The following is a 23700-nucleotide window of genomic DNA, read 5'->3' on the forward strand; positions in this document are numbered from 1 at the left end:
CTTGCCGATGAACGCTGCCGATAACCGCCGTCCGCTGAACAGCCGCGACACCCGATGGGCGCGGTGGATCGCGCGCACCCTTGCCGGACGCGGGATCACCCCGAACCAGATCTCGCAAGCCAGCATGGCGATGGCGCTGATCGCGGGGCTGGCGTTCTGGTCGCTTGCGCTGACCGACAACACGGTGGTCAGGGGGTGTTTGCTGATCGTGGGCGCATTGGGCTGTCAGCTACGCCTGCTTTGCAACCTGATCGACGGGATGGTGGCGATCGAGGCCGGCCAAGGCGCGCCCGACGGGCCGTTCTGGAACGAGTTTCCGGACCGCATTTCCGACATCCTGATTCTGGCCGGGGTGGGGCTTGGCATCGGCACCCCGGCGCTGGGCTTTGCCGCCGCCACGATCGCGGTTCTGGCGGCTTATGTGCGCGAGCTTGGTTCCGGGCTGAAGCTGCCCGCCGATTTCCGCGGCCCGATGGCCAAGCCGCATCGCATGGCGCTGATCACCGGTGCCGCGGTTCTGTCGGTTGTTCTTTCGGTTTGGGTCCGCGCCGATGATATCCTGACCGCGGCGCTTTGGGTCATCGTGATCGGCGGGATCGCCACGGTCGCACGCCGCGCCCTGACGCTGCGAGAGCGGCTGCTGGCAGGCTAGGCGGGCGTCCGTCCGCAAGGGGGCCGCCGCCTAGGGTCTGTTGGGTTCGACCCGGCCGACCCTTGCCAGCAGTATCACCGGCAATATCCCGACCATCACGATGGCCAGTGCGGCAATCGCGGCCTCTTCATAGGTGCCGCGCGCGGCCTCGCCATAAAGATGCGTGGCGAGGGTTTCGAAATTCAGCGGCCGCAGCAAAAGCGTGGCCGACAGTTCCTTCATGCAATCGACAAAGACCAGCAGCCCGGCCGCGGCAAGCGTTGCGCGCGACAGGGGCAGGTGCACGCGCCACAGCATGCCCGTGACACCATAGCCAAGCGTGCGCGCGGTGTCGTCATAACTGCGTGGGATGCGGCTTAGCCCGGCGTCGACCGACCCGACCGAGATGGCCAGAAACCGCGCCAGATAGGCATAGCCCAAGGCCAGCCCGGAACCGATCAGCAGCAGCCCGGTCGAGAAGCCGAACCAATCCTGCGCGCTGCGGTCGATAAAACGGTCAAGACTGCCCACCGCGATCAGGATCCCCAGCGCCAGAACCGTGCCCGGCATCGCATAGCCTAGCGAGGACACCCGTTGCAGCACCTGCATGCCCCGGCGCGGCACGATCCGCGCAGTATAGGCCACGATCAGCCCGCAGATGAGCACCACGACCGTCGCGGCGGCCGACAGCACGAAGGTGTTGCGCGCCTCGATCAGCAGCTGGTCGGAAAGGCCGGCGAATTGAAACCGCCGCCACGCCTCGATCGACAGGTGCAGCGCCGGGGCGACGAAGCCGAGCAGGATCGGCACCATGCCAAGCCCAAGCGCGACCAGCCCCGCCTTGCCGCTGAGCTTCCACGGCGTGAAGCTGCGCGATCTTTGGGCGCTGACGCTGTAACGCTGATGCCGTCGTGCCCAGCGTTCAAGCGAGACCAGCGCGATGACCAGCAACAGCAGCGCAAGCGAGATCTGCGCCGCGCCCGGCAGGTCCGAGCGTGTCACCCATGTGGTGTAGATCGAAACGGTCAGCGAGCGGACGCCCAGAAACTCGGACGCGCCGATGTCGTTCAGCGTTTCCATCAGCGCAAGACTGACCCCGACTGCCACCGCGGGCCGCGACATGGGTAGCGCGACGCGCCAGAACAACTGTCGCCGGGTGGTGCCCAATGTGCGCGAAACCTCGATCAGGTTGGCGGCTTGCGTCATGAACATCGCCCGCGCCGGCAGATAGACATAGGGATACAGAACCAGGCTTAGCAGCCCGATGGCACCCGCCATGTTGCGGATGTCCGGCAGGCGGAACTCGCGCGGGCTGCTATAGCCCAACACGGCGCGGATCGCGGATTGAACCGGCCCAAGCGGGTGCAGCAGGTCCAGATAGGCATAGGCGACGATATAGGTGGGAACCGCAAGCGGCAGCAGCAGCGCCCATTCCAGAACGCGGCGCCCGGGGAATTCATAGGCGGTGACAAGCCAAGCCGTCGAGGTGCCGATGGCCGCCACCAACACCCCCACGCCGGTCATCATGATGGCGGTCTGGCCAAGGGAATAGGCCAGCACATTGGTGAAAAGGTGGCTCCACAGCCCGGCCGATCCGCGCGCGGCCTGCCAGAAAAGCGCGATGACCGGCACCAGCATCAGCCCGGCGATCAGCAGGCTGGCAAGAACCCATACCTTGCCGCGTATGCGAAAGGTCCGTTCGGAGTGAAAATCTTGCTCGGTTGAAACCGCCATCATCGTTGACCGTGCGGCGACATGTGCCGCCGCACGGTCCTGTCCTTATCAGTTGTCGAAGCCGACTTCGTCGACCAGCTCGCTTGCCTGTTTGCGATAGGTCACGATTTCGGTCAGGGGGGTCGGGTCGACCTTCAGATCGCCGAACGACGCGACGATCGGGTCAAGCGCGACACCGGGTTTGACGGGATATTCGAAATTCGCCGCGCCATACAATTTCTGCGCTTCGTCCGAGACGAGGAACTCCAGAAACTGCACCGCTTGGTCCTTGTTGGGGGCATATTTTGCGACGGCCGCACCGCTGATGTTCACATGGGTGCCACCCTTTTCAAAGGTCGGCAGGATTACCTTGATCGCGTCGCCCCATGCGCGCTGTTCGTCGCCGCCTTTGCCCGAGCGCATCAGCCCGACGTAATAAGAGTTCGCAACCGCGATATCGCAGATGCCGCCCAGAATGTCCTTGGCGCCGTCGCGGTCGCCGCCGCCTGCCTTGCGGCCCAGATTGGCTTTCAGCCCGGTCAGCCACTCCTTGGCCTGTTCGGCGCCGTTATGGGCGATATAGGCCGAGATCAGCGCCGTGTTATAGGGATGCTGACCCGAGCGGATGCACACCTTGCCTTTCCATTTCGGGTCCGCCAGCTCTTCATAGGTGATCTTGTCCAGCTCCAGATCCTTGGCGGCATAGACGACGCGGGCGCGCATCGACAGGGCGAACCACTGGTTGCCGGGATCGCGCAGGTTTGCAGGGATGGAATCCTGAAGGATCTTGGAATCGACCGGCTGGGTCAGCCCCTGCTCGGTCAGATCGGCCAGATTTCCGACATCGACCGTCATCAGCACATCGGCGGGCGAGCTTTCCCCTTCAGAGGCGACACGTTCGGCGACGCCATCCTTCAGAAACACCGTATTGACCACGACGCCGGTTTCTTCGGTGAAGGCGTTCAGCAGCGGTTCGATCAACCCGGGCTCGCGCGAGGTATACAGGTTCAGCTCTTGGGCGAAGGCGCCGCCCGCCCAGGTCAGGGCGAATGCCCCCGCCAGCATGGCGCGCGGCAAAATCGTCGCAACCGTCATATCCAATTCCTTCCAGTCAGGTTCGGGGCCGTCCAGCGGCCGGTGGTCCCGGAAGCGGTAGGATAGTTTAGTATTTTTGTCAAATTATTACCGACGCGCGTTCAGACCGGAACCACGGCATCGGCAAACACGTGAATCTCGGCGTGATTCAGGTGCAGACTGACCTGCTGCCCCACCGCCATGGGAATGCGCTGATGGCTGTGCACGCGCAGCGGCTGGGCCAGGGGGTGGACACTGATGTCGATCTGCTCGCTTTCGCCCAGAAAGGATTTGGCCAGAATCCGCGCGGCGATTCCATCGCCCGCCGATTCGATGGTCAGCGCCTGCGGCCGGATGCAGGCCACCGCCAGCGCGCCGTCGGGCAGGTTCAGATTGGCCTGAAACTTGCCGATCGGCGTTTCGATCTGGCCGCGCGCGAATATTCCGGTCAGCCGGTTGCAGGGGCCCATGAATTCGGCGGCATAGGGGGAAACCGGGTGATCGTATATGTCGAAGGGCGATCCGATCTGTTCGATTTTCCCCTCGCGCATCAGGATGATGAGGTCGCCGACGGCCAGTGCCTCTTGCGGGTCATGGGTGACGATGATCGCCGTGGTGCCCAGTTTGCGCAGCGTTTCCACGGTTTCCTTGCGCACCCGCTCGCGCAACCCCTGATCGAGATTCGAGAACGGCTCGTCCATCAGCAGGACCGCCGGTTTCGGCGCCAGCGCCCGGGCAAGGGCGACGCGCTGCTGCTCGCCGCCCGACAGCGAATGCGGAAAGCGGTCGACCAGATGCCGGATGCCGATTCCGTCGACGACCTCATTCACGCGCTTTTGCTGTTCCGCCTTGGACATGCCGCGCAGACCAAAGGCAAGATTCGCCGCCACGCTGATATGCGGGAACAGGGCGTAATCCTGAAACATGAAGCCGATGTTGCGGCTTTCGGGTTCGACGAAACTGCCGTCGCCGACGATTTCCTGCCCGTCCATGCGAATCCGGCCGCCGTCGGGGCGGTCGACGCCCGAGATCAGCCGCAACAGCGTCGATTTGCCGCAACCGGATTGGCCCAGCAGGCAACTGATCTTGCCCGTCGGTATGGAAACCGTGATGTCGGACAGGATCTGCCGGCCGCCCAGCCACCGGGAAATGCGGTCAAGTTCAAGCGCGGGTGGCTGATTAGGGGTCATCTGATCGTAATTCTCTAGCTTTGGGCGTATCGCGAATCTGTCGTCGATCCGGGAAACGTTGAATCCGTTCGGGATTCCAGTTCCCATACCTTTAACGACGCTTGGCCGGCCGCGTCCAGACCGGCCAACAAAGACGTTACTTGCTCCGCCGTCACGCCACACACCTACCGCGCCGTCAGGTCAGCGGTGCGAAGGGCAGGGCGGCGGCACAAATGCCCCCCCGATGATCATGCATAATCTAATAAGGTTTGGCCCTAGGCCAAGGTCCTTGCATCCTCAAGGATCATGTCCGCCGCGCGCTCGGCGATCATGATGGTGGGCGAGTTGGTGTTGCCCGATGTGATGCTTGGCATGATCGAGGCGTCGGCAATGCGCAGCCGGCCCAGCCGGCGGAATCGCAGCCGCGGATCGACGACCGAGGCGTCATCGGCACCCATCCGGCAGGTGCCGACGGGATGAAAGATCGTCGTGCCGATGTCGCCTGCGGCGCGGACCAGTTCTTCATGCGTCTGCAAATCTGCGCCGGGGCGATACTCGGTCGGGTTCAGCCGCGCAAAGGCGGGTTGCCGGGCGATCTCGCGGGTGATCCGGATCGCGCTGACGGCGATCTGGCGATCCCCTTCGGTGGTCAGATAATTCGGCCGGATCGCCGGGCCGTTCGCCGGATCGGCGTCGCGCAGATGGACCGATCCCCGGCTTTCCGGGCGCAGATTGCAGACCGAGGCGGTCATGGCGGGGAATCGGTGGACGGGTTCGCCAAACCGATCAAGGCTGACCGGCTGAACGTGAAACTCCAGATCCGGGGTGGCCTTGTCGGGGCCCGAGCGGGTGAAGATGCCAAGCTGGCTGGGGGCCATCGACATCGGGCCGGAACGCCGGATCAGATATTCCATGCCGATTCCCAGCTTGCCCATCATGCTGGAGGCGCGTTCGTTCAGGGTCGGCACGCCCTCGACCTTGTAGACGACGCGAAGCTGCAGATGGTCCTGAAGATTTTCACCGACCGCCGGCACCTCGCAGACCGGGGTTACGCCGGCGGCCGTCAATACATCCGCCCGGCCCACGCCCGAAAGCTCAAGCACATGCGGCGAGCCGATGGCCCCCGCGGACAGCACGGTTTCGCGCAACGCCCGCGCCTGCTTCTTGACGCCGTTCTGAGTGTATTCGACGCCGCGGACCGCGCCTTGTTCGATGATCAGCCGGGTCACCTGCGCGTGGGTCTGGATGTTCAGATTGGGCCGGTTCCGGGCGGGACGCAGAAAGGCCTTGGCGGTGTTCCAGCGGATTCCGGCGCGCTGGTTGACCTCGAAATAGCCGCCACCCTCGTTATCGCCGGTGTTGAAATCCTCGGTGCGGGGGATGCCGGCCTGCACGGCGGCCTCAAGATAGGCGTCCAGAACCGCCCAGCGCAGGCGCGACTGCTCGACCCGCCATTCGCCGCCGGCGCCGTGCGCGTCAGAGGCGCCACGGTAATAATCCTCCTGCCGCCGGAATACCGGCAGAACGTCGTCCCAGCTCCAGCCGGTGCAGCCCATCTGTCGCCAGCCGTCATAATCGGCCGCCTGACCGCGCATATAGATCATGCCGTTGATCGACGAGCAGCCACCCAGCACCTTGCCGCGCGGATAGCCCAGACTGCGGCCGTTCAGACCGGGCTCGGGTTCGGTCTTGAACATCCAGTCGGTGCGCGGGTTGCCGATGCAGTAGAGATAGCCCACCGGGATGTGTATCCAGTGGTAATTGTCACGCCCGCCCGCCTCGAGCAGCAGGACCCGGTTGCGGGGATCGGCGGAAAGCCGGTTCGCCAGAACACAGCCGGCGCTGCCCGCGCCGATCACGATATAATCGAACTCTTCCATTTCGGTTCCTCAAGTAATGTCCGCGACCCGATGGCGGGGCACGGGTGCCGGCGCCGGCCCGCGTTCAGTGCGGCCGGTCGCCGAAATCAGTTCTCGGCCCGGAAGCCCAGCCACCGACCAAGCCGTGAGGCGTAGAATTCGCCCACCAGCCCGCGCCGGAACAACAGGACGCACAGCATAAAGACCACGCCCGTCACGATGGTCACCGGGAAATCCGAGGTGGCCAGATAGTTCTGCAAGGTCACGACCAGCCCGGCGCCGACGATCGGGCCCAAAAGCGTCGCGATACCGCCCAGCAGGGTCATCAGGATGACCTCGCCCGACATTTGCCATGCGACATCGGTCAGGGTCGCGAACTGAAACACCAGCGCCTTGACCGATCCGGCAAGCCCGGCCAGCGCGGCCGACATCACGAAAGCGGCCAGCTTGTAGCGCGCGACCGAATAGCCCAGCGAGATCGCCCGGTTCTCATTCTCGCGGATGGCTTTCAGGATCATTCCGAAAGGCGAATTGACGATGCGCCAGATCGCGAAGATGCCGATCAGGAACGCGCCCAGAACGAAGAAATACATCGTCATGGTCTGGGACAGATCGAAGATGCCGAACAGCATGCCGCGCGGAACCGACTGGATGCCGTCCTCGCCATGGGTGAAATTGGCCTGAAGGCAGAAGAAAAAGAACATCTGGCTAAGCGCAAGCGTGATCATGGCGAAATAGATGCCCTGCCGGCGGATGGCGACGGCCCCCATGATCAACCCCAGAAAGGCGGCAAAGACGACCCCCAGCAACACCCCCAGTTCGGGCGGGAAACCCCAGACCTTGCAGGCATGGGCGGTGATATAGGCGGCGCCGCCGAAGAACGCGGCGTGACCAAAGGACAAAAGCCCGGTGTAGCCAAGCAGCAGGTTGAAGGCCGAGGCGAAAAGCGCGAAGCACAAGATCTTCATGACGAAGATCGGATAGAACAGATAAGGTGCCGCGATCAGCGCCGCGAGGCCGATGATCAGAAACGCAAGCCGTATCTTCGCGGCGCCGGGTTGGCCTGCCCGGGCCGGACGCGCGGATGTCGCAAGCTGCGCATTTGCCATGTCAGGTTTCCTTTCCGAACAGTCCGGCGGGCCGCAGGACCAGCACGATGGCCATGATCACGAAGATCACGATATTGGAGGCCTCGGGGTAAAAGACCTTGGTCAGGCCCTCGGCTATGCCCAGAAGATAGCCGGTGACGATGGCGCCCATGATCGACCCCATGCCGCCCACCACGACCACCGCAAAGACGATGATGATCAGGTTCGACCCCATCAGCGGGCTGACCTGATAGATCGGCGCGGCCAGAACCCCGGCAAAGGCGGCAAGCCCGGCCCCCAGCGCATAGGTCAGCGTCAGCAGCAAAGGCACGTTCACACCGAAACTCTGCACCAAAGTCGGGTTTTCGGTCGCCGCGCGCAGATAGGCGCCCAGTTTGGTTTTCTCGATCAGCAGCCAGATGCCCAGACAGACCACAAGCGAGACCACGACGACCCAGCCGCGATAGATCGGCAGGAACATGAAACCCAGATTGACCGCGCCGCCCAGAGCCGGGGGCACCGAATAGGGCTGGCCCGAGGCGCCGTAGAAGTACCGGAACGTGCCCTCGATCGCTAAGGCAAGACCGAAGGTGAACAACAGCCCATAAAGCGGGTCCAGATTGTAAAGCCGCGACAGCATCCCGCGCTCGATGACCGCGCCGAACAGCGCCACCAGAACGGGCGCAAGGATCAGCGCCGGCCAATAGCCGATCCCGGCAACCGTCGACAGCAACAGCGCGGTGAATGCGCCCAGCATGTATTGTGCGCCATGGGCGAAGTTGATGACCCGCAAAAGGCCAAAAATCACCGCCAGCCCCAGCGACAGCAGCGCATAGAACGAACCGTTGATCAGCCCGACCAGAAGCTGACCCAAAAGCGCTTGTAGGGGGATTCCGAATATCATCGTCATGATCTAGACCCCCAGCGCCGCTTGCAGCATCTCGGCCTGCCGCGGCAGATCCGATACCGGGAATTCCGCCGCCATCCGGCCGTGGTTCATCAGATAGAACCGGTCGGCGATTTTTGAGGCGAAGCGGAAGTTCTGCTCGACCAGCACCACGGTCATTCCCCGTTCCTTCAGTCTGCTCAGCACCTCGCCGATGCGCTGGATGATGACCGGGGCCAGCCCCTCGGTCGGCTCGTCCAGCAAAAGACAGTTGGCGCCGGTGCGCAGGATCCGCGCCATGGCCAGCATCTGCTGCTCGCCACCCGACAGCTTGGTGCCGGGGCTGTTCCGGCGCTCCAGAAGGTTCGGGAACAGATCATAGATTTCGTCCACCGACATGCCGCCATCGGCCACCTTTGGGGGCAACATCAGGTTTTCATGCACCGAGAGGCTTGCGAATATGCCGCGTTCCTCGGGGACGAAACCCAGCCCGGCCCGCGCGGTGTGGTGCAGCGGTATGTTCATGATGTCGCGGCCGTTCAGCAGGATCTGCCCTTGGCGCTGGCGCAGAATGCCCATGATGCTGCGCAGGGTGGTGGTCTTGCCCATGCCGTTGCGGCCCAGAATGCACACCGTCTCGCCCGGCGCGACATGCATGTCGACGCCGTGCAGGACATGGCTTTCGCCGTACCACGCGTGCAGATCCTTCACGTCCAGAAGCGGGTTCGTCATGCCTCGGTCCCCATATACGCGGTCCGGACCTGCGGGTTTTCGGATACGGTCGCATAATCGCCATGCGCGATGATCTTGCCGCGTTGCAGGACGGTGACCTCGTCACAGATGTCCTCGACCACGGCAAGGTTATGCTCCACCATCAGCACGGCCCGGTCGCGGGCGACATTGCGGATGATGTCGGCGACCATCTGCACATCCTCGCCGCCCATGCCGGCCATCGGTTCGTCCAGCAGCAGGACCTCGGGGTCCAGCGCCAGCGTCGTCGCGATTTCCAGCACGCGTTTGCGGCCATAGGACAGGTCGGCGGCGCGGGTGTCACGAAACGCCGTCAGACCCAGATCATCAATCAACGCCTCGGCCCGCGCGTTCAGCCGGTTCAGCGTCGACAGCGGCAGCCAGAACTGAACGGCAAGCCCGGCCGGGCGTTGCAGCGCGACGCGCAAATTCTCAAGCACGGTCAGATGCGGGAACACCGCCGAGATCTGGAACGAACGCACAAGCCCCATGCGCGCCACCCGATCCGGCCGCATCCGGGTGATATCGGTGCCCAGCAGCGTGATCGTGCCGCGCGTGGGTTGCAGGAATTTCGTGAGCAGGTTGAAAACCGTGGTCTTGCCGGCGCCGTTCGGCCCGATCAGCGCGTGGATCAGGCCATGCCGGACATCAAGATCGACGTCGTTGACGGCGGTGAACCCGCCAAAATCCCGACCGAGGCCGCGGGCGGACAACACCACCCGCGGCTGGTCCTGCGTATCGACAGCAGGCATTGCCATGGTCGGACGACTTATTGCGTCACAAGCGGGCAACCGCTTTTGGCGGGGTCGAGATAGGCCTCGTCGCCGGGGATCGTGGCCAGAACGTTATAGTAATCCCACGGGATGTCGCTTTCGCCCGGCTTCTTGACCTGCATCAGATATACGTCCGAAATCATCCGCCCGTTCGGTGCAACCTTGCCGTTTTCGGCAAAGACATCCTTGACCGGAAGTTCATGCAGCTTGGCGGCCACGGCCTCGGTTTCATCGGTGCCGGCGGCCTCGATGGCCTTCAGATAGGACAGGACGGCCGAATAGGTGCCGGCCTGAATCATGTTCGGCATGCGGCCGGTCCGTTCCATGAAACGTTTGCCGAATTCGGCCGATTCCGCGTTGCGGTTCCAATAGAAACTTTCGGTCAGGTTCAGCCCTTGGGCGGCTTCAAGCCCGATGCCGTTCACCTCGGACAGCGTGAACAGCAGCGCCGCCAGCCGCTGGCCCCCTGCGACGATGCCGAATTCCGTCGCCTGCTTGATGGCGTTCTGCGTATCGGCGCCGGCATTGGCCAGACCGATGACCTTGGCGCCCGAAGCCTGCGCCTGCAGCAGGAACGAGGAATAATCGGTCGTCGCCAGAGGATGGCGGACCGAGCCCAGAACCTGACCGCCCTTGGCCTTGACGAAATTGCCGGTCTGCTCTTCCAGCGAGTAGCCAAAGGCATAATCCGCGGTCAGGAAGAACCAGGAATCGCCGCCCTGTTCCACCAGCGCGCCGCCGGTGCCGACGGCCAAGGCATGGGTGTCATAAGCCCAGTGAAAGCCGATCGGGGTGCATTGCGCGCCGGTCAGTTCGGTCGTCGCGGCGCCGGTGGTGATGGTGATCTTGTTCTTTTCCTTCGACAGCGCCTGCACCGCCAGCGCCACCGACGAGGTCGTCAGCTCCATGATCGAATCGACCTGTTCGGTATCGTACCACTGCCGGGCGATATTCGACGCGATGTCGGGCTTGTTCTGATGGTCGGCGGTCACCACCTCGATCGGGGCGTCAAGAACCTTGCCGCCAAAATCCTCGACCGCCATTTTTGCGGCCTCGAACGACCATTTCCCGCCGAAATCGGCATAGACGCCAGATTGATCGTTGAGAATCCCGATCTTGACCTTGTTATCCGAGACTTGCGCAAGGGCCGGGACCCCCAGCACACAAAGCGCCGTTGCCGACAGTAGCAGTTTCTTCATGGTATCCTCCCATTAACGTCGAATTGGACATGGCCGAGCTTGACCCGTTCCGGGCGCCCCGTCCTGTTATGATGTGTCCCAGCGTATCCGGACGGCTCCTCTACGCCCCGACATGCAAAGACTAACCATCCGCCGTCATGTAAGACAAGTGACAGATGGCTGCATATTTCATACAGAGTCTGTACGAAATCTTTATGGTGTTTGCGGGCAGGAGGGGTCGTGACGGGGCTGCCATTCGTTTGGGACGATCTGCAATATTTTCTTGCAGTGGCGCGGACCGGCCAGTTGACGCGGGCGTCCCAACAGCTTCGGACCAGCCATGTCACCGTGGCGCGCCGGGTCGAGCGGCTGGAAATGGCGCTGAACTGCCGCCTTTTTGAGCGGAACCCCCGCGGCTACGGGACCACACCGGCGGGCGAGCAGTTGCGCGCGCTGGCCGAGCGGATCGAGAAAAGCGCGACCGATCTGCGCGAGGAGCTGGCCGGGACCGCCGCCGCCGTGTCGGGGGTGATTCGCTTCAATGTGCCGGAGGGGTTCTGTGATCTGTTCTGCCGGCAGTTCCTGCCCGAGTTTCGCCGCAAGCTGCCCGGGCTGTCGCTGGAGCTTGTCTCGATCCAGCAGATCATGGCGCTGTCGCGAAAATCCTCGGACATCGGTATCTCGCTCGATCCGCCCAAAAGCACGCCCTACCGGGTTGAAAAGCTGACGGATTACACGCTGCACCTGTATGCGAGCCGCAGCTATCTGGCGCAGGCGGCGCCGATCCGTTCCCGGGACGACCTGACCGCCCATCCCTTCATCGGTTATATCGACGACATGATATTCGCGCCGGCGCTGGATTATCTGAGCGAGGTCAACCCGCGCATCCGCCCGACCATGGAAAGCTCGTCCATCTTCGCGCAGATGACGGCGGTTCGGCAGGGATTGGGGCTTGGCATCCTGCCGCATTACATGGCCAGCACCCGGCCCGATCTTGTGCAGCTTTTGCCGGATGAGGTGCATCTGGTCCGCACCTATTGGCTGTCCTGCCACCGCGATCAGCGCGACGCCCCGCGCGAGCGTACCGCGATCGGGCTGCTCTATGATCTGGTCGAGGCGCGTCAGGACATGCTGATCGCGCGTTGAGATCGGACCCGGCGTGCCGTCGCCGATCTGTCCAGAACCGGCCTTCGATGCTATGCTGACGCTCCGGCTCCAGATGCGGAGATATGCCATGCGCCCGATGATCGCCCTTGTCCCATTGGCAATGCTTACGGCCTGCGTTCAGGACCAGCCGGCGACACAGCCCGATGCCGGGCCGGATTTGCGCGCCATGCAGGAATCGGCCTGTACGGCAGCGATCGCCGCGCATATCCGGCGACCGGTGGCGGATGTCAGATCGACCTGGGCCTCGACCCAAGACGGCGTTGCGATGATCGAGGCGCGGGACGGCAACCGGCTGCATCTCTGCCGCGTCGACGCCGGCGGGCGGGTGCTGGGGTATATCCATCCGAACATGAACCCCGCCGGCTGAGGCCGGTTTTTCCGCGTCGGCCCTCCATTCTCCGGCGTCGGAGACAGCCCCGCCATCCCATGCGTTCATAACCAATCATGCGGCGAGGGACAGCACTCGGAACATGGTTTGAAAGCTGATGTATCAGATTCTGACCGAATGCGATCATATCGGACCACATACGGCGAGTGTCTGAACGAGCGCAGCCTGTCGGCCGAGCTTGGCGTCTCGACCAGTCCGCTGAAAGAGGCGCTATAGTTGGAAGGCGGGGGGTGGTCAGGACTGTGCCCGACGCGACACCGGCCGCCGGCGTCCGTTTCCGTTTGCCGGGTCGGACCGCTGCGCCCCATCAGGCGGCGGTCCGCTGGCCCGTCAATCCTTTTGGGCAGTGCCCGCCGCCTGAACGGCCGTGACCGCGCATGCGGCGATGATATCGTCGACCGAGGCGCCGCGCGACAGATCGTTGGCGGGGCGGGCAAGGCCTTGCAGGATCGGGCCGACCGCGGTCAGTCCGCCCAGACGCTGGGCGATCTTGTAGCCGATGTTGCCCGAGGCGAGATCGGGAAAGATGAACACATTGGGCCGGCTGGTCAGGCGGCTGTTCGGCGCCTTCTTGGCGCGAACGGCATCGTCAAGCGCCGCGTCGAACTGCAATTCTCCGTCGATCTCCAGGTCCGGTTCCGCCGCCCGGATCATCGCCAAGGCCTCGCGGATCTTCTGCAGGCTGGGGTGATTGGCCGACCCCATGGTCGAAAAGCTCAGCAGGGCGACGCGGGGCGTCTGGTCCAGCAATTGCCGGCAGGATTGCGCGGCCGAGCGGGCGATGGCGGCGAGTTCACCCGCGTCAGGATCGACGATCAGCCCGCAATCGGCAAATATCACGCCCTCGCCGATAGGGCCGTCCGGCGCCGGGGCCAGCATCAGGAAGAAGCTGGAAACGATGCTTGCCCCCGGGGCGCGGCCGATCACCTGAAGCGCCGCGCGCACGGTATCGGCGGTGGTCGCGACCGCGCCGCCGACGGTGCCGTCGGCCTGACCCAGATGCACCCGCATCGCCGCCTGCCGGATCGGGTCGCGCATCTCGGCCAGCGCCTGTTCGGCGGTCATGCCCTTGGCCGCGCGCATCTGATGCCAGCGGTCGGCAAGTGCGGCCAGATCGGCGGCTTCGGCCGGGACCAGCGTGGTGATGCCCGGCAGCTCGGGACCGTTCATCAGGGTGATGCGGGCCAGACCTTCGGCGGTCAGGCGCCGCGCAGCCTCGGCCACGCGCGGATCATCGCCTTCGGAAAGGATGATGTGGCGCGGCGTGGCGCGGGCGGCATCGAAGATACGTTCAAGCGGTGTCATGGCGGCGGCCCTTTCAGAAGGCAATGGCTGTTGAAGGTCGCGCGCGGCCCGCGCAACGAATGATGTCTTACGCGCGCGCGCGCCCCGCGTCGCCCCTCGGCCGTGTACCGGCGCTGTACGCCCGGTATAAAGGCTGTGGAGAGGGGCGTGCGGGGGCCGTCACGGCGTTGGCCTCAGCCCAGGAAGTGCAGCCCGGCGACGACGAAGACGCCAAGGAAGATGGTCTCGGCCACGATCAGCGCGATGGCACCGCCGCCGACTTCCAGCATCTTCTTCAGCGAGGTCTTGATGCCCACCGCCGCGATCGAGATTAGCAGCGCCCAGCGCGACAGATCGCCCGCCACGTCCGACACCGCCTGCGGGATCAGCCCGAAGCTGTTCAGCGCCGCCAGCACCAGAAAGCCGATGACGAAGCCCGGCAGCAGCGGCGGCGCCTTGCCGCCATCGGTATCGGCCAGCCCGCGGGCCCGGATCACCAGCGAGAAGCACAAGACCACCGGCGCCAGCATCGACACCCGGATCAGCTTCACCAGTGTCGCCGTCTCGCCGGTTTCGGGGCCGATGGAAAAGCCCGCGCCGACCACCTGCGCCACGTCGTGGATGGTGCCGCCCAGAAACACCCCGCTGTCGCGCGGCGTGAAGCCGAAGGCATTGGACAGCATCGGGTAAAGCACCATGGCGACGGTCGAAAGCACCGTGACTGACAGCACGGTAAAGACCAGATCGCGTTCGGATTTCTCGTGCTTCGGCAGCACCGCCGCGATGGCCATGGCGGCCGAGGCGCCGCAGATCGCGACCGAGCCGCCGGTCAGCAGCGCAAAGCGCCAGCCCCGTCCGACGAAGCGGCTGGCCACCAGCGCGAACAGGATGGTCAGGATCACCCCGGCCACCACCAGCGCGATCGAGGCCCCGCCAAGCGCGGCCAGCATGTCGACCGAGATCCGCGCGCCCAGCAGCGCCACCCCCAGCCGCAAGACGGTGCGGGCGGTGAAGGCGATGCCCGGCGCGGTGCGGGTGCCCTCATCAGCCAGAAAGTTCAGCGCCAGCCCCAGCAGCAGCGCCAGCAGCATCGCGGGCGCGCCGTAATGGTCGGACAGGAACTGCGCGGTCGCGGCGACGAGAACCGAGACGGCAAAGCCGGGAAAGGCATCGGTCAGCGTGCCGCGCGAGGGGATCATGGAGGTCAGCATTGTCGTCTCCGGTCAGGGTCGGAATACCTTCCGGCAAAGGGAATGCCCCGCGCCGGAAGGAAAGGGATGGAACCGCTGCAGCCCAAGGGAAAGGCGGTTCCTGCCGGGCCGCCGCGCCGTCGTTGCGGCGGCGGCCGTCACTGTATGGGCGGGGCGCGCTTGGCGCCCCGGCCCGGCCGTTCTCAGACCGCGCCTTTCTGCGGGCGCATGTCGGCCTTGTCGACGCCGGCCACCGGGACCGGTTTCTTCATGGCGTCGCGGCGGAAGGGCTCGCCCAGTTCCTGATTCAGCAGAACCTCGATGAAGGTGGTTTCCTTGTTCTTCATCTGGCGTTCGACCGCCTCATGCAGCGCGTGGGTCAGATCCTCGGAGGTTTTCACCTGCACCCCGCGCACGCCGCAGGCCTCGGCGATGCCGGCATAGGTGGTCTCGCGGTTCAGCTCGGTGCCGACGAAGTTGTTGGCATACCACAGCGTCGTGTTGCGCTTTTCGGCGCCCCACTGATAGTTGCGGAAGATCACCATGGTCACCGCCGGCCAGCCCTCGCGCCCGACCGAGACCATCTCGTTCATCGAGATCCCGAAGGCACCGTCGCCCGCAAAGCCGATCACCGGCGTGTCGGGATTGCCGATCTTGGCGCCGAGGATCGACGGGAAGCCATAGCCGCAGGGACCGAACAGGCCCGGGGCAAGGTATTTCCGCCCGGCCTCGAAGGTCGGATAGGCGTTGCCGATGGCGCAGTTGTTGCCGATGTCCGAGGAGATGATGGCATCGGCCGGAACCGCCTGCATGATCGCCCGCCATGCCTGACGGGGCGACATCAGGTCGCCGTCACGCTCGCGCGCTTCCTCGTTCCAGACCGTGCCCGGATCGTCCTGCTCGTGGTCGAGGCTGGACAGTTCCTGCGCCCAGCGCGATTTGGTCTGGGCGATCAGGTCGCGGCGTTCCTTGCGCCCGGCGTCGCCGGCATTGGGCGAAAGCTGGGCCAGAATGCCGCGCGCCACCTTGGCGGCGTCGCCCTGAATGCCGACCGTCACCTTCTTGGTCAGCCCGATCCGGTCGGCATTGATGTCGACCTGAATGATCTTGGCGTCCTTCGGCCAATAGTCGATGCCATAGCCCGGCAGGGTCGAGAACGGGTTCAGACGGGTGCCGAGCGCCAGCACCACATCGGCCTTGGCGATCAGCTCCATCGCCGCTTTCGAGCCGTTATAGCCCAAGGGGCCAACGGACAGCGCGTGCGAGCCGGGGAAGGCGTCGTTGTGCTGATAGTTCGAGGCGACCGGCGCCTCCAGCCGCTCGGCCAGCATGCCCACATCCGGGATCGCCCCCGACAGGACCACGCCCGCACCGGCGAGGATGACCGGGAACTTGGCTTCGGACAGCAGACGGGCCGCCTCGGCCACGGCTTCCTCGCCGCCCGAGGGACGCTCGAAGGCCACGACCTGCGGCAGATCGACGTCGATCACCTGCGTCCACATATCGCGCGGGATGTTCATCTGCGCGGGCGCCGAGTTGCGCCATGCCTGCATGATCACCCGGTTCAGCACCTCGGGGATGCGGGAGGGGTCGCGGACCTCCTCCTGATAGCAGACCGAATCCGCGAACAGGCGCATCTGCTCCATTTCCTGGAAACCGCCCTGACCGATGGTCTTGTTGGCGGCCTGCGGGGTGACCAGCAAAAGCGGCGTATGGTTCCAGTAGGCGGTCTTGACCGGGGTGACGAAGCCGGTGACGCCCGGGCCGTTCTGCGCGATCATCATCGACATCTTGCCGGTCGAGCGGGTGAAGCCATCGGCCATCAGTCCGGCATTGGTTTCATGCGCGGTATCCCAGAAGGTGATCCCGGCCTTCGGGAACAGGTCGGACACCGGCATCATCGCCGAGCCGATAATCCCAAACGCCTGCTCGATCCCATGCATCTGAAGGACTTTGATAAAGGCTTCTTCGGTTGTCATTTTCATCGGCGTCGCTCCTTATTTGCGTTCGTCGCGGAAGTGATAAAGTTGATACAGGCCCCATTGGCCCAGCCGCCGGAACGGGGTTTTCCAGCCCTCATGCGGCAATTCGGTGTTGAAGATCGGCAGGTCTGGCACCGCCTCACCCGCGACCAGTTGCGCCATGCGGCGACCGGCCATGGCGGAATACATGACCCCGTTGCCGCCATAGCCAAGCGCATAGAAGGCGCCGGGCATGTCGGGCAGGCCGGTGATGCGGGGCATCATGTCATGGCTGACATCGACCCAGCCCCACCACGAGTAATCCAGATCAATGCCGCGCAGGGCCGGGAATTTGCGGGCCATGCCTTCCTTCAGCGCGTTCAGATGCGCCGGGTTGGCGGCATCCTTGCCGGTGATCGCGGCGCGCGAGCCGATCTGCAGCCGGTTATCGGGCAGCAGACGATAATAGTGGCGCAGCGTGCGCGTATCGGTCAGCGGCGACAGCTTCTGGATGCCGACCTCGGCCAGTTCGCTGTCGGTCAGCGGCCGCGTCACGATGCTGTTCGACATGATCGGCATCAGCCGGTCGCGCACCCGCGGGTTCAGCCCGCGCGGCGCATAGGCGGCGGTCGCCACCGCAACGCGCTTGGCGCGGACGGTGCCGCCGGGGGTGCGCAGCAGATGCACGCCGTTCTTGTATTCCCAGGTCTGGACCGGGCTGTCGGTGTGGACCTTGGCCCCCAGCGACCGCGCCAGTTTCAGATAGCCGAAGGCCAGCTTCGCGGCGTGGATGCCAAGCCCGTCCGCCTCCCACATGGCGCCATGGGCCTCCATGTCGCGGGCGACGGTGGCGTGCAATTCGTCACGCGACAGCATCCGGGCGTCATAGCCGAAGGTGTCGCGCAGCAGCTTGGCCTCGGACTCCAGCGGGGCCATCATCGACGCCTTGTGGGCGATGTAGTAATGGCCGCCTTCCTGCGGGTCGCAGTCGATATTGGGATCGCGGATCAGGTCGCGGAACAGGGCGAAAGCCTCGGATATCTCGGCGTGCATGCCTTTGGCCACGTCGAGGCCCCAGCGGTCGATCCACTGGCTGCGCTTGAGCCGGCCCGAGCTGATCTGCGCCTGCCCGCCGTTGCGGGTCGAGCAGCCGTAGGCGACGCCATTGGCTTCAAGAACCGTGGCCTTGATGCCGTGCATCTTGGCCAGATGGATGGCGGTCGAAAGCCCGGTATAGCCCGAGCCGATCACCGCCACGTCCACATCCATGTCGCCGGTGACGGGGCCGTCATCTTCCGGGGCGGGCCCGGCGGTGCCGATCCAGTAGGTCGGGGCATAATCGCTGCGCGGACCCAGCGCGCGCGCCGTCATCGGGTCATAATAGGGATCGAAGGGGACCGATCCGGGACGTTTTTCGATTGCCTGCATGGCAGACCTCACTTGGCGGGAATGGCGGGGCGTTGCTTGCGGATGGCCTGTTTCTCGACGATCTGGCCGTCCTTGATCCGGAACAGGTCGGCGCCCTGAACCTCGGTGCGGGTGCCGTCGGGATTGGTGGCGCGGAAGGTCCATTGGCTGACGCCGCGGGTGCCGTCCTCGGACATGAAATGGCTGTGGTCGGCCCATTCGACATCCGGCATCGAGGTCCAGACATTCACGAAGGCCTTGGCGATGGCGTCCTTGCCCTCGATCCGGTTGCCATATTCATTGTCGCCCGCCACGGTGAAGAACACGCAGTCATCGGCGAATTTGGTCATCACGGCGTCGATGTCGTGGCGGTTGAAGGCGTCGAAGGTGGCCTTCAGATCGTCGGCGGTCAGGTTGCGTGACATGGGATTTTATCCTTTCGTTAATAGCCCAGCATCCGCGGCAGCCAAAGGGCGATGGCCGGGAAAGAGGCGATGATGAAGATTGCCACGACCGAGGAGATCGCGAAGGGAATGGCCCGCAGGCTGATCCGCTCGATCGAGACGCCCGAGATGCCCGAGGCGATGAACAGGTTCTCGCCCAAGGGTGGGGTCTGGAAGCCGACCGACAGCGTGCAGATCATCACGATGCCGAAGTGGATCGGGTCGATGCCGACCATATAGGCGACCGGCAGCATCACCGGCACAAGGATCATGATCGCGGCCAGCGTCTCCATGAACATGCCGACGATCAGCAAGAGACCGATGACCATGGCCCAGATCAGGTAAAGATTGGTGGTCAGCGACAGGATACCGCCCGCGATCACGCCGGGGATGTTGTTCTCGACCAGCACCCGGCCGAAGATCGTAGCCGCGAACAGCACCAGCAGAACGCGCCCGGCCAGCCATGTCGTGGTGTCAAGCGACTTGATCACCTCGGTCAGATCCAGTTCGCGATAGATGAACAGGCCCACGAACAGGGTATAGAAGATGGCGACGATCGCGGCTTCGGTCGGGGTGAACAGGCCGGTATAGATGCCGCCCAGGATCACGACCGGGGCCAGAAGCGCCCAGAAGCCCTTGTAGCAGGCGCAGGCGACCTTGTGCAGCGACAGGGGTTCGTCCGAGCCGTGGAAACCGCGCATCCGGCAACGGATGTAGTTCATGATCAAGAGACCGCCCGCCATCACCACGCCGGGCAGGAAGCCGGCGATGAACAGCTTGGAAATCGACACCGACTGGAACTGGCCATAGGTTTCGACGGCGGCGGGGTCGGGTTGCAGACCCATCGCCGAAATGCCGTAGATGACCATCGGGATCGAGGGCGGGATGATGATGCCCAGACCCCCGGCCGCGGCGGTGACCGAGGCGGCATAGCCGGCGCCGTAGTTCTGGCGCACCATGGCCGGGATCATCAGCATGCCGACGGCGGCGGTGGTGGCGGGGCCGGAACCCGAGATCGCGCCGAAGAACAGGCAGGCGATGATGGTGGCGGCGGAAAGGCCGCCGGTGAAGGGACCGGCAAGGCTTTCGGCGACGGCGATCAGCCGGCGGCTGAGGCCCGCGGCCTCCATCAGCGCGCCGGCAAGGATGAAGGCGGGCAGCGCCATCAGCGGGAAGGACCCGACCGAGGACCACGCCATCTGCACCATCTTGATCGGGTTGTCGCCCAGATACAGCATCGCGGCCAGCGCGGCGACGCCAAGCGCCACGGTGATCGGCGCGCCGAGGATCATCAGCGCGAAGAACGAGCCGAACAGGATTTCGACCAGCAGGTTATCCATCAGCGATGCTCCCGATCATAGGCGCGTTTTTCGTCTTCGGCCAATTCAAGCACGGCCTCGACGGTGACGCGGTCAGGGTCGGCCGGGTCGACACCACGGACCAGTTTCAGATAATTCACCTGGATGATGCGGATGGTCATCAGCGTGAAGGCGATCGGCAGCGCCATATAGACATAGCGCATTTCCCAGCCGAGCGTCTGGGCCTTCACGAAAGGCTTCAGGCGGCTGATGAACTCGATCGCATACCAGATGAAAACGACATTGAAGGCGATCCAGAAGGCGTCACCGATGGCCTCGATGATGCGGGCCTGCTTGCGGGGCATCATGTTCAGGTGAAACGTCACCCGGTTATGCGCGGCCATGCGGGCGGCATAGGACGCCCCGAAATAGGCGAACCAGACGAAAAGGATCACGGAAAGCTCTTCGATCCATGTGATCGAGAAACCGAAAATCTGGCGGGCGACGATCTGCACGAACAGCAGCGTCACGAACACGGCCAGCAGAATCCGGCAGACGTGGCTTTCAAACCTGTCGAGAAACGACCAGAACGCAGACATGGTGGGCCTCCGAAAGGGACGGCTACGGAACAAATGAAAAAAGCGCGCGGAACCAGCCCGCGCGCCAGTCGGGGAGGAACCTTACGGCGCGGCCGGGCGACCCAGCGAGGTCAGCACGTTGTCCAGCACCTCTTTGCCGCCGATCTGATCATAGAATTTCGGCCAGACCGCCGCCGTCGCCAGATCAATGAACTCCTTTTCGCCATCGGCGGGCTCGGTGATTTCCATGCCGCGCTTTACCAGCTCGTCGCGGATCTTGGCCTCTTCGGTGCGCAGGAATTCTGCCGAAGCCTTGGTCGCGGCTTCACCGGCGGCCAGCACCTGCTTCTGTTCATCCTCGCTCATGTCCTGAAACACCGCCTCGGAGATGATCAGCGGCTCGATCGAGAACAGGTAGCGCAGGTTGGTGATGTATTTCTGAACCTCGTCGAATTTCATCGCATAGACGGTCATGTAGGGGTTGTCCTGCCCGTCCACGACCTTCTGCTGAAGCGCTGCGAAGGTTTCGTTCCACGACATCGGCGTGGGGTTCACACCCCAGCTTTTGTAGGTCTCGATCATGATTTCGTTCTTCGGCACCCGGATGACCAGCCCTTTCAGATCGGCCACGGTCGAGACCGGCTTTTTCGAGTTGGTCAGCACCCGGAAACCCGAATAGCCCCAGCCGATGATGCGCACGCCGGCGTCCTCGATGGTCTGGTCGATCATCTGCTGCCCGATCTCACCCTGGGTGATCTTTTCCGCATCCTCCAGCGACAGGATCACATAGGGCAGCGTCAGCGTGCCGACGGTGGGCGAGAAGGGGGTGATGTTATTGATCGCGAGGATCGAGAAATCCAGCGTTCCGGTCGCGGCGGCGCTGACGGTATCCTCTTCGCTGCCAAGCTGGCCGTTCAGGAACAGTTTCCCGGTCATGTTGCCGCCGGACTGTTCCGCCAACGCGGCGGTGAACGCGTTGCCAAGCGCTTCCTGCGTGCCCCCGGCGCCATCGCCGACGGCGATGCGGTATTCCTTGGCGGCAACGGGCAGCGCCAGCACCAGAGCGGTCGCGGCACCTGCCAGCAGGCGGGTCATCATGGTCATCGTTTTTCCTCCCGATATATGGCCACAGCTCTCCCGACTGCGGCTTCGTGACGCAGGGTAATGTTGCAGAGCGGGCGATTCATTGATATGTCCAGATGCAAGAAAAGATAGGTCCAGATGCAGAGCCGCATTTCCCCCGAAATGATCTTTCTGCGCGACGACGAGGCACCGACGCTTCAGGGGCGGTTGGCGGCGGCGATTGTCCGGGCGATTCTGGAAAGCCGTGCGCGTCCCGGCACCCGATTGCCGTCAAGTCGCCGGCTTGCGGAAAGTCTTTCCGTGTCGCGGATGACGGTAACGCTGGTTTATCAGATACTTGTCAGTCAGGGTTACCTTGAAACCGCGCCGCGTTCAGGCATTGCGGTCGCAGCCACGGTCCCGCATCGGCGGCTGCGCGCGACGTCGCAATGGCCGGACCACGACGCGGCGGGATCGTCGGGAACGCCGGTGCATGCCGGCCCCAAAAATCAGGCCCCGGATTGGAGCGGCTGGTTGTCGGATCACCAGATGCCGCGCCGCACCATCCGCAAGCCCAGCGACTGGCGCGACTATCGCTATCCCTTCATCTACGGGCAGGCCGACCCGGATCTGTTCGATCACAGCGCCTGGCGGGATTGTGCGCGGCGCGCGCATGGCACGCGCGATTTCGCCGATCTCGCGGTCGACCGCTATGGCGCGGATGACCCGTTACTGATCGACTATATCTGCTCGAACACCTTGCCGCGTCGCGGGATAGCGGCCAATCCCGACGAGGTTCTGGTCACGCTTGGCGCGCAGAACGCACTGTTTCTGGCGGTCGAACTGCTGGCGCGTGTCGACCGGCTGGCGGTGACCGAGGACCCGGGCTATCCCGATTTCGCCGAAACCTTGCGCCGGGCCCAAAGCCCGACGACGTTTCTGCCGGTTGACGAACTGGGGCTGGATCCGTCCATTCTGCCCGAACAGGCGCGGCTGGTGATCGTTACCCCCAGCCACCACATCCCGACCGGCGCGACGATGCCCCTGTCCCGCAGGCGTGAGCTGATCGCGCGCGCCGCCCGGCAGGATTTTCTGATCATCGAGGACGATTATGATTTCGAGATGTCCTATCTGGCGCCGCCCGCGCCGGCGCTCAAGTCGCTCGATGTGAACGACCGCGTCATCTATCTGGGCAGCTTCTCCAAATCGTTGTTTCCGGGGTTGCGGATCGGATACATGGTTGCGCCCGCGCCGCTGATCGCGCAGGCCCGGGTGCTGCGGTCGATCATGCTGCGTCATCCGCCCAGCCATTTGCAGCGCATAACGGCCTATTTTCTGGGGCTCGGGCATTACGACGCCCATATCGTGCGGCTGCGCGAAACCCTGCGCCAGCGCCGTGAAATCCTTGAGGACGCCATGTCCCGCACGGACCTGCGGATCGCGGGGGCGCCTGTCGCCGGGGGGTCCAGCGTCTGGGTGCATGGCGGCGACGGCGTCGACAGCGGGGCTTTGGCGCGGCGCCTGCAACAGGCCAGCGTGCTGATCGAGCCGGGCGCGGTGTTTTTCGAGACTCCGCCCGAAATCTGCCCGTATTTCCGGCTTGGCTACAGCTCGATCAGAGAGGGGCGTATCGCCGCGGGAATCGGCCTGATCGCAAAAATCGCGGCGGAAATGTCTTCCGCAGCAACATATTAGCCGTCGCAGCGCGAAAATCTGCGGCATCCGGCGCGGCAGCCGGTTGCAGACAGTCCCATCAATCCCTGTTCAGCCGCGCGTTCAAGACGCGGGGCGGTCGTTCCCG

21 protein-coding genes are annotated in these 23700 nt (G+C 64.2%); 4 read left to right on the forward strand and 17 right to left on the reverse strand.

Translation table 11 applies throughout. From position 1 onward, the window contains the following. Positions 1-7: 7 nt before the first annotated feature. The gene (locus ACFSCT_RS04100) at positions 8-652 is read left to right on the forward strand and encodes a CDP-alcohol phosphatidyltransferase family protein (protein WP_379140311.1); all 645 of its coding nucleotides are present in this window, start codon (positions 8-10) and stop codon (positions 650-652) included. Between the two features lie 30 nt (positions 653-682). On the opposite strand, the gene ACFSCT_RS04105 is transcribed toward ACFSCT_RS04100, so the two are convergent. From ACFSCT_RS04105 to ACFSCT_RS04145, 9 genes are all read right to left on the reverse strand, one after another. Further along, the gene (locus ACFSCT_RS04105; protein ID WP_379140314.1) at positions 683-2365 is read right to left on the reverse strand and encodes an ABC transporter permease; all 1683 of its coding nucleotides are present in this window, start codon (positions 2363-2365) and stop codon (positions 683-685) included. A gap of 48 nt (positions 2366-2413) precedes the next feature. Continuing rightward, positions 2414-3439, reverse strand: coding sequence for a Fe(3+) ABC transporter substrate-binding protein (locus ACFSCT_RS04110; RefSeq protein WP_379140316.1), 1026 nt, complete (start codon positions 3437-3439; stop codon positions 2414-2416). Positions 3440-3540: 101 nt separating this feature from the next. Next, positions 3541-4608 (reverse strand): ABC transporter ATP-binding protein, encoded by a 1068-nt coding sequence (locus ACFSCT_RS04115; RefSeq protein ID WP_379140317.1) that lies wholly within the window; start codon positions 4606-4608, stop codon positions 3541-3543. A gap of 254 nt (positions 4609-4862) precedes the next feature. Beyond that, the gene (locus tag ACFSCT_RS04120; protein WP_379140319.1) at positions 4863-6467 is read right to left on the reverse strand and encodes a GMC family oxidoreductase; all 1605 of its coding nucleotides are present in this window, start codon (positions 6465-6467) and stop codon (positions 4863-4865) included. A gap of 86 nt (positions 6468-6553) precedes the next feature. Then, positions 6554-7555, reverse strand: coding sequence for a branched-chain amino acid ABC transporter permease (locus ACFSCT_RS04125; RefSeq protein WP_379140321.1), 1002 nt, complete (start codon positions 7553-7555; stop codon positions 6554-6556). A gap of 1 nt (position 7556) precedes the next feature. Continuing rightward, positions 7557-8444 carry a branched-chain amino acid ABC transporter permease gene (locus ACFSCT_RS04130; RefSeq protein ID WP_379140323.1) on the reverse strand — a complete coding sequence of 296 codons (888 nt, stop codon included), beginning with the start codon at positions 8442-8444 and terminating at the stop codon, positions 7557-7559. 3 nt (positions 8445-8447) lie between these two features. Beyond that, positions 8448-9152, reverse strand: coding sequence for an ABC transporter ATP-binding protein (locus ACFSCT_RS04135; RefSeq protein ID WP_379140325.1), 705 nt, complete (start codon positions 9150-9152; stop codon positions 8448-8450). Then, complete coding sequence (locus tag ACFSCT_RS04140; protein WP_379140327.1) at positions 9149-9928, reverse strand: ABC transporter ATP-binding protein; 780 nt, start codon at positions 9926-9928, stop codon at positions 9149-9151. The genes ACFSCT_RS04135 and ACFSCT_RS04140 overlap by 4 nt, the downstream gene beginning before the upstream one ends. An 11-nt stretch (positions 9929-9939) precedes the next feature. Then, positions 9940-11142, reverse strand: coding sequence for an ABC transporter substrate-binding protein (locus ACFSCT_RS04145; RefSeq protein WP_379140329.1), 1203 nt, complete (start codon positions 11140-11142; stop codon positions 9940-9942). A 219-nt stretch (positions 11143-11361) separates the two neighbouring features. On the opposite strand from ACFSCT_RS04145, the gene ACFSCT_RS04150 reads away from it, so the two are divergent. After that, positions 11362-12267: a LysR family transcriptional regulator gene (locus ACFSCT_RS04150; RefSeq protein ID WP_379140331.1), complete on the forward strand. Its 906-nt coding sequence runs from the start codon at positions 11362-11364 to the stop codon at positions 12265-12267. An 88-nt stretch (positions 12268-12355) separates the two neighbouring features. Further along, positions 12356-12655: a hypothetical protein gene (locus ACFSCT_RS04155; RefSeq protein WP_379140334.1), complete on the forward strand. Its 300-nt coding sequence runs from the start codon at positions 12356-12358 to the stop codon at positions 12653-12655. A 351-nt stretch (positions 12656-13006) separates the two neighbouring features. Here ACFSCT_RS04155 and pta read toward each other — a convergent pair whose 3' ends face one another. From pta to ACFSCT_RS04195, 8 genes are all read right to left on the reverse strand, one after another. Beyond that, entirely contained in the window at positions 13007-13981 is a 975-nt protein-coding gene (gene pta / locus ACFSCT_RS04160; protein WP_379140337.1) for a phosphate acetyltransferase, read from the reverse strand. Between the two features lie 173 nt (positions 13982-14154). After that, on the reverse strand, positions 14155-15171 hold the full coding sequence (locus ACFSCT_RS04165) for a YeiH family protein (RefSeq protein WP_379140338.1): 1017 nt from the start codon (positions 15169-15171) through the stop codon (positions 14155-14157). A 182-nt stretch (positions 15172-15353) separates the two neighbouring features. Next, complete coding sequence (gene xsc / locus ACFSCT_RS04170) at positions 15354-17135, reverse strand: sulfoacetaldehyde acetyltransferase (protein WP_379140340.1); 1782 nt, start codon at positions 17133-17135, stop codon at positions 15354-15356. Positions 17136-17147: 12 nt separating this feature from the next. Next, entirely contained in the window at positions 17148-18539 is a 1392-nt protein-coding gene (locus ACFSCT_RS04175) for an NAD(P)/FAD-dependent oxidoreductase (RefSeq protein ID WP_379140342.1), read from the reverse strand. 8 nt (positions 18540-18547) lie between these two features. Then, positions 18548-18943 carry a nuclear transport factor 2 family protein gene (locus ACFSCT_RS04180; RefSeq protein ID WP_379140345.1) on the reverse strand — a complete coding sequence of 132 codons (396 nt, stop codon included), beginning with the start codon at positions 18941-18943 and terminating at the stop codon, positions 18548-18550. A 17-nt stretch (positions 18944-18960) separates the two neighbouring features. After that, a complete protein-coding gene (locus ACFSCT_RS04185; protein WP_379140346.1) occupies positions 18961-20301 on the reverse strand; it encodes a TRAP transporter large permease in 1341 nt (446 codons plus the stop codon). Then, the gene (locus ACFSCT_RS04190; RefSeq protein ID WP_379140348.1) at positions 20301-20858 is read right to left on the reverse strand and encodes a TRAP transporter small permease; all 558 of its coding nucleotides are present in this window, start codon (positions 20856-20858) and stop codon (positions 20301-20303) included. The genes ACFSCT_RS04185 and ACFSCT_RS04190 overlap by 1 nt, the downstream gene beginning before the upstream one ends. A gap of 81 nt (positions 20859-20939) precedes the next feature. Then, positions 20940-21941, reverse strand: a complete 1002-nt coding sequence (locus ACFSCT_RS04195) for a TRAP transporter substrate-binding protein (RefSeq protein WP_379140350.1) — start codon at positions 21939-21941, stop codon at positions 20940-20942. A 117-nt stretch (positions 21942-22058) separates the two neighbouring features. Here ACFSCT_RS04195 and pdxR point away from each other — a divergent pair, with 117 nt between their 5' ends. Continuing rightward, a complete protein-coding gene (pdxR, locus tag ACFSCT_RS04200; RefSeq protein WP_379140352.1) occupies positions 22059-23594 on the forward strand; it encodes a MocR-like pyridoxine biosynthesis transcription factor PdxR in 1536 nt (511 codons plus the stop codon). Positions 23595-23700: the final 106 nt, after the last annotated feature.

This window comes from Paracoccus pacificus (assembly GCF_042680785.1).
Classification (GTDB): domain Bacteria; phylum Pseudomonadota; class Alphaproteobacteria; order Rhodobacterales; family Rhodobacteraceae; genus Paracoccus; species Paracoccus pacificus.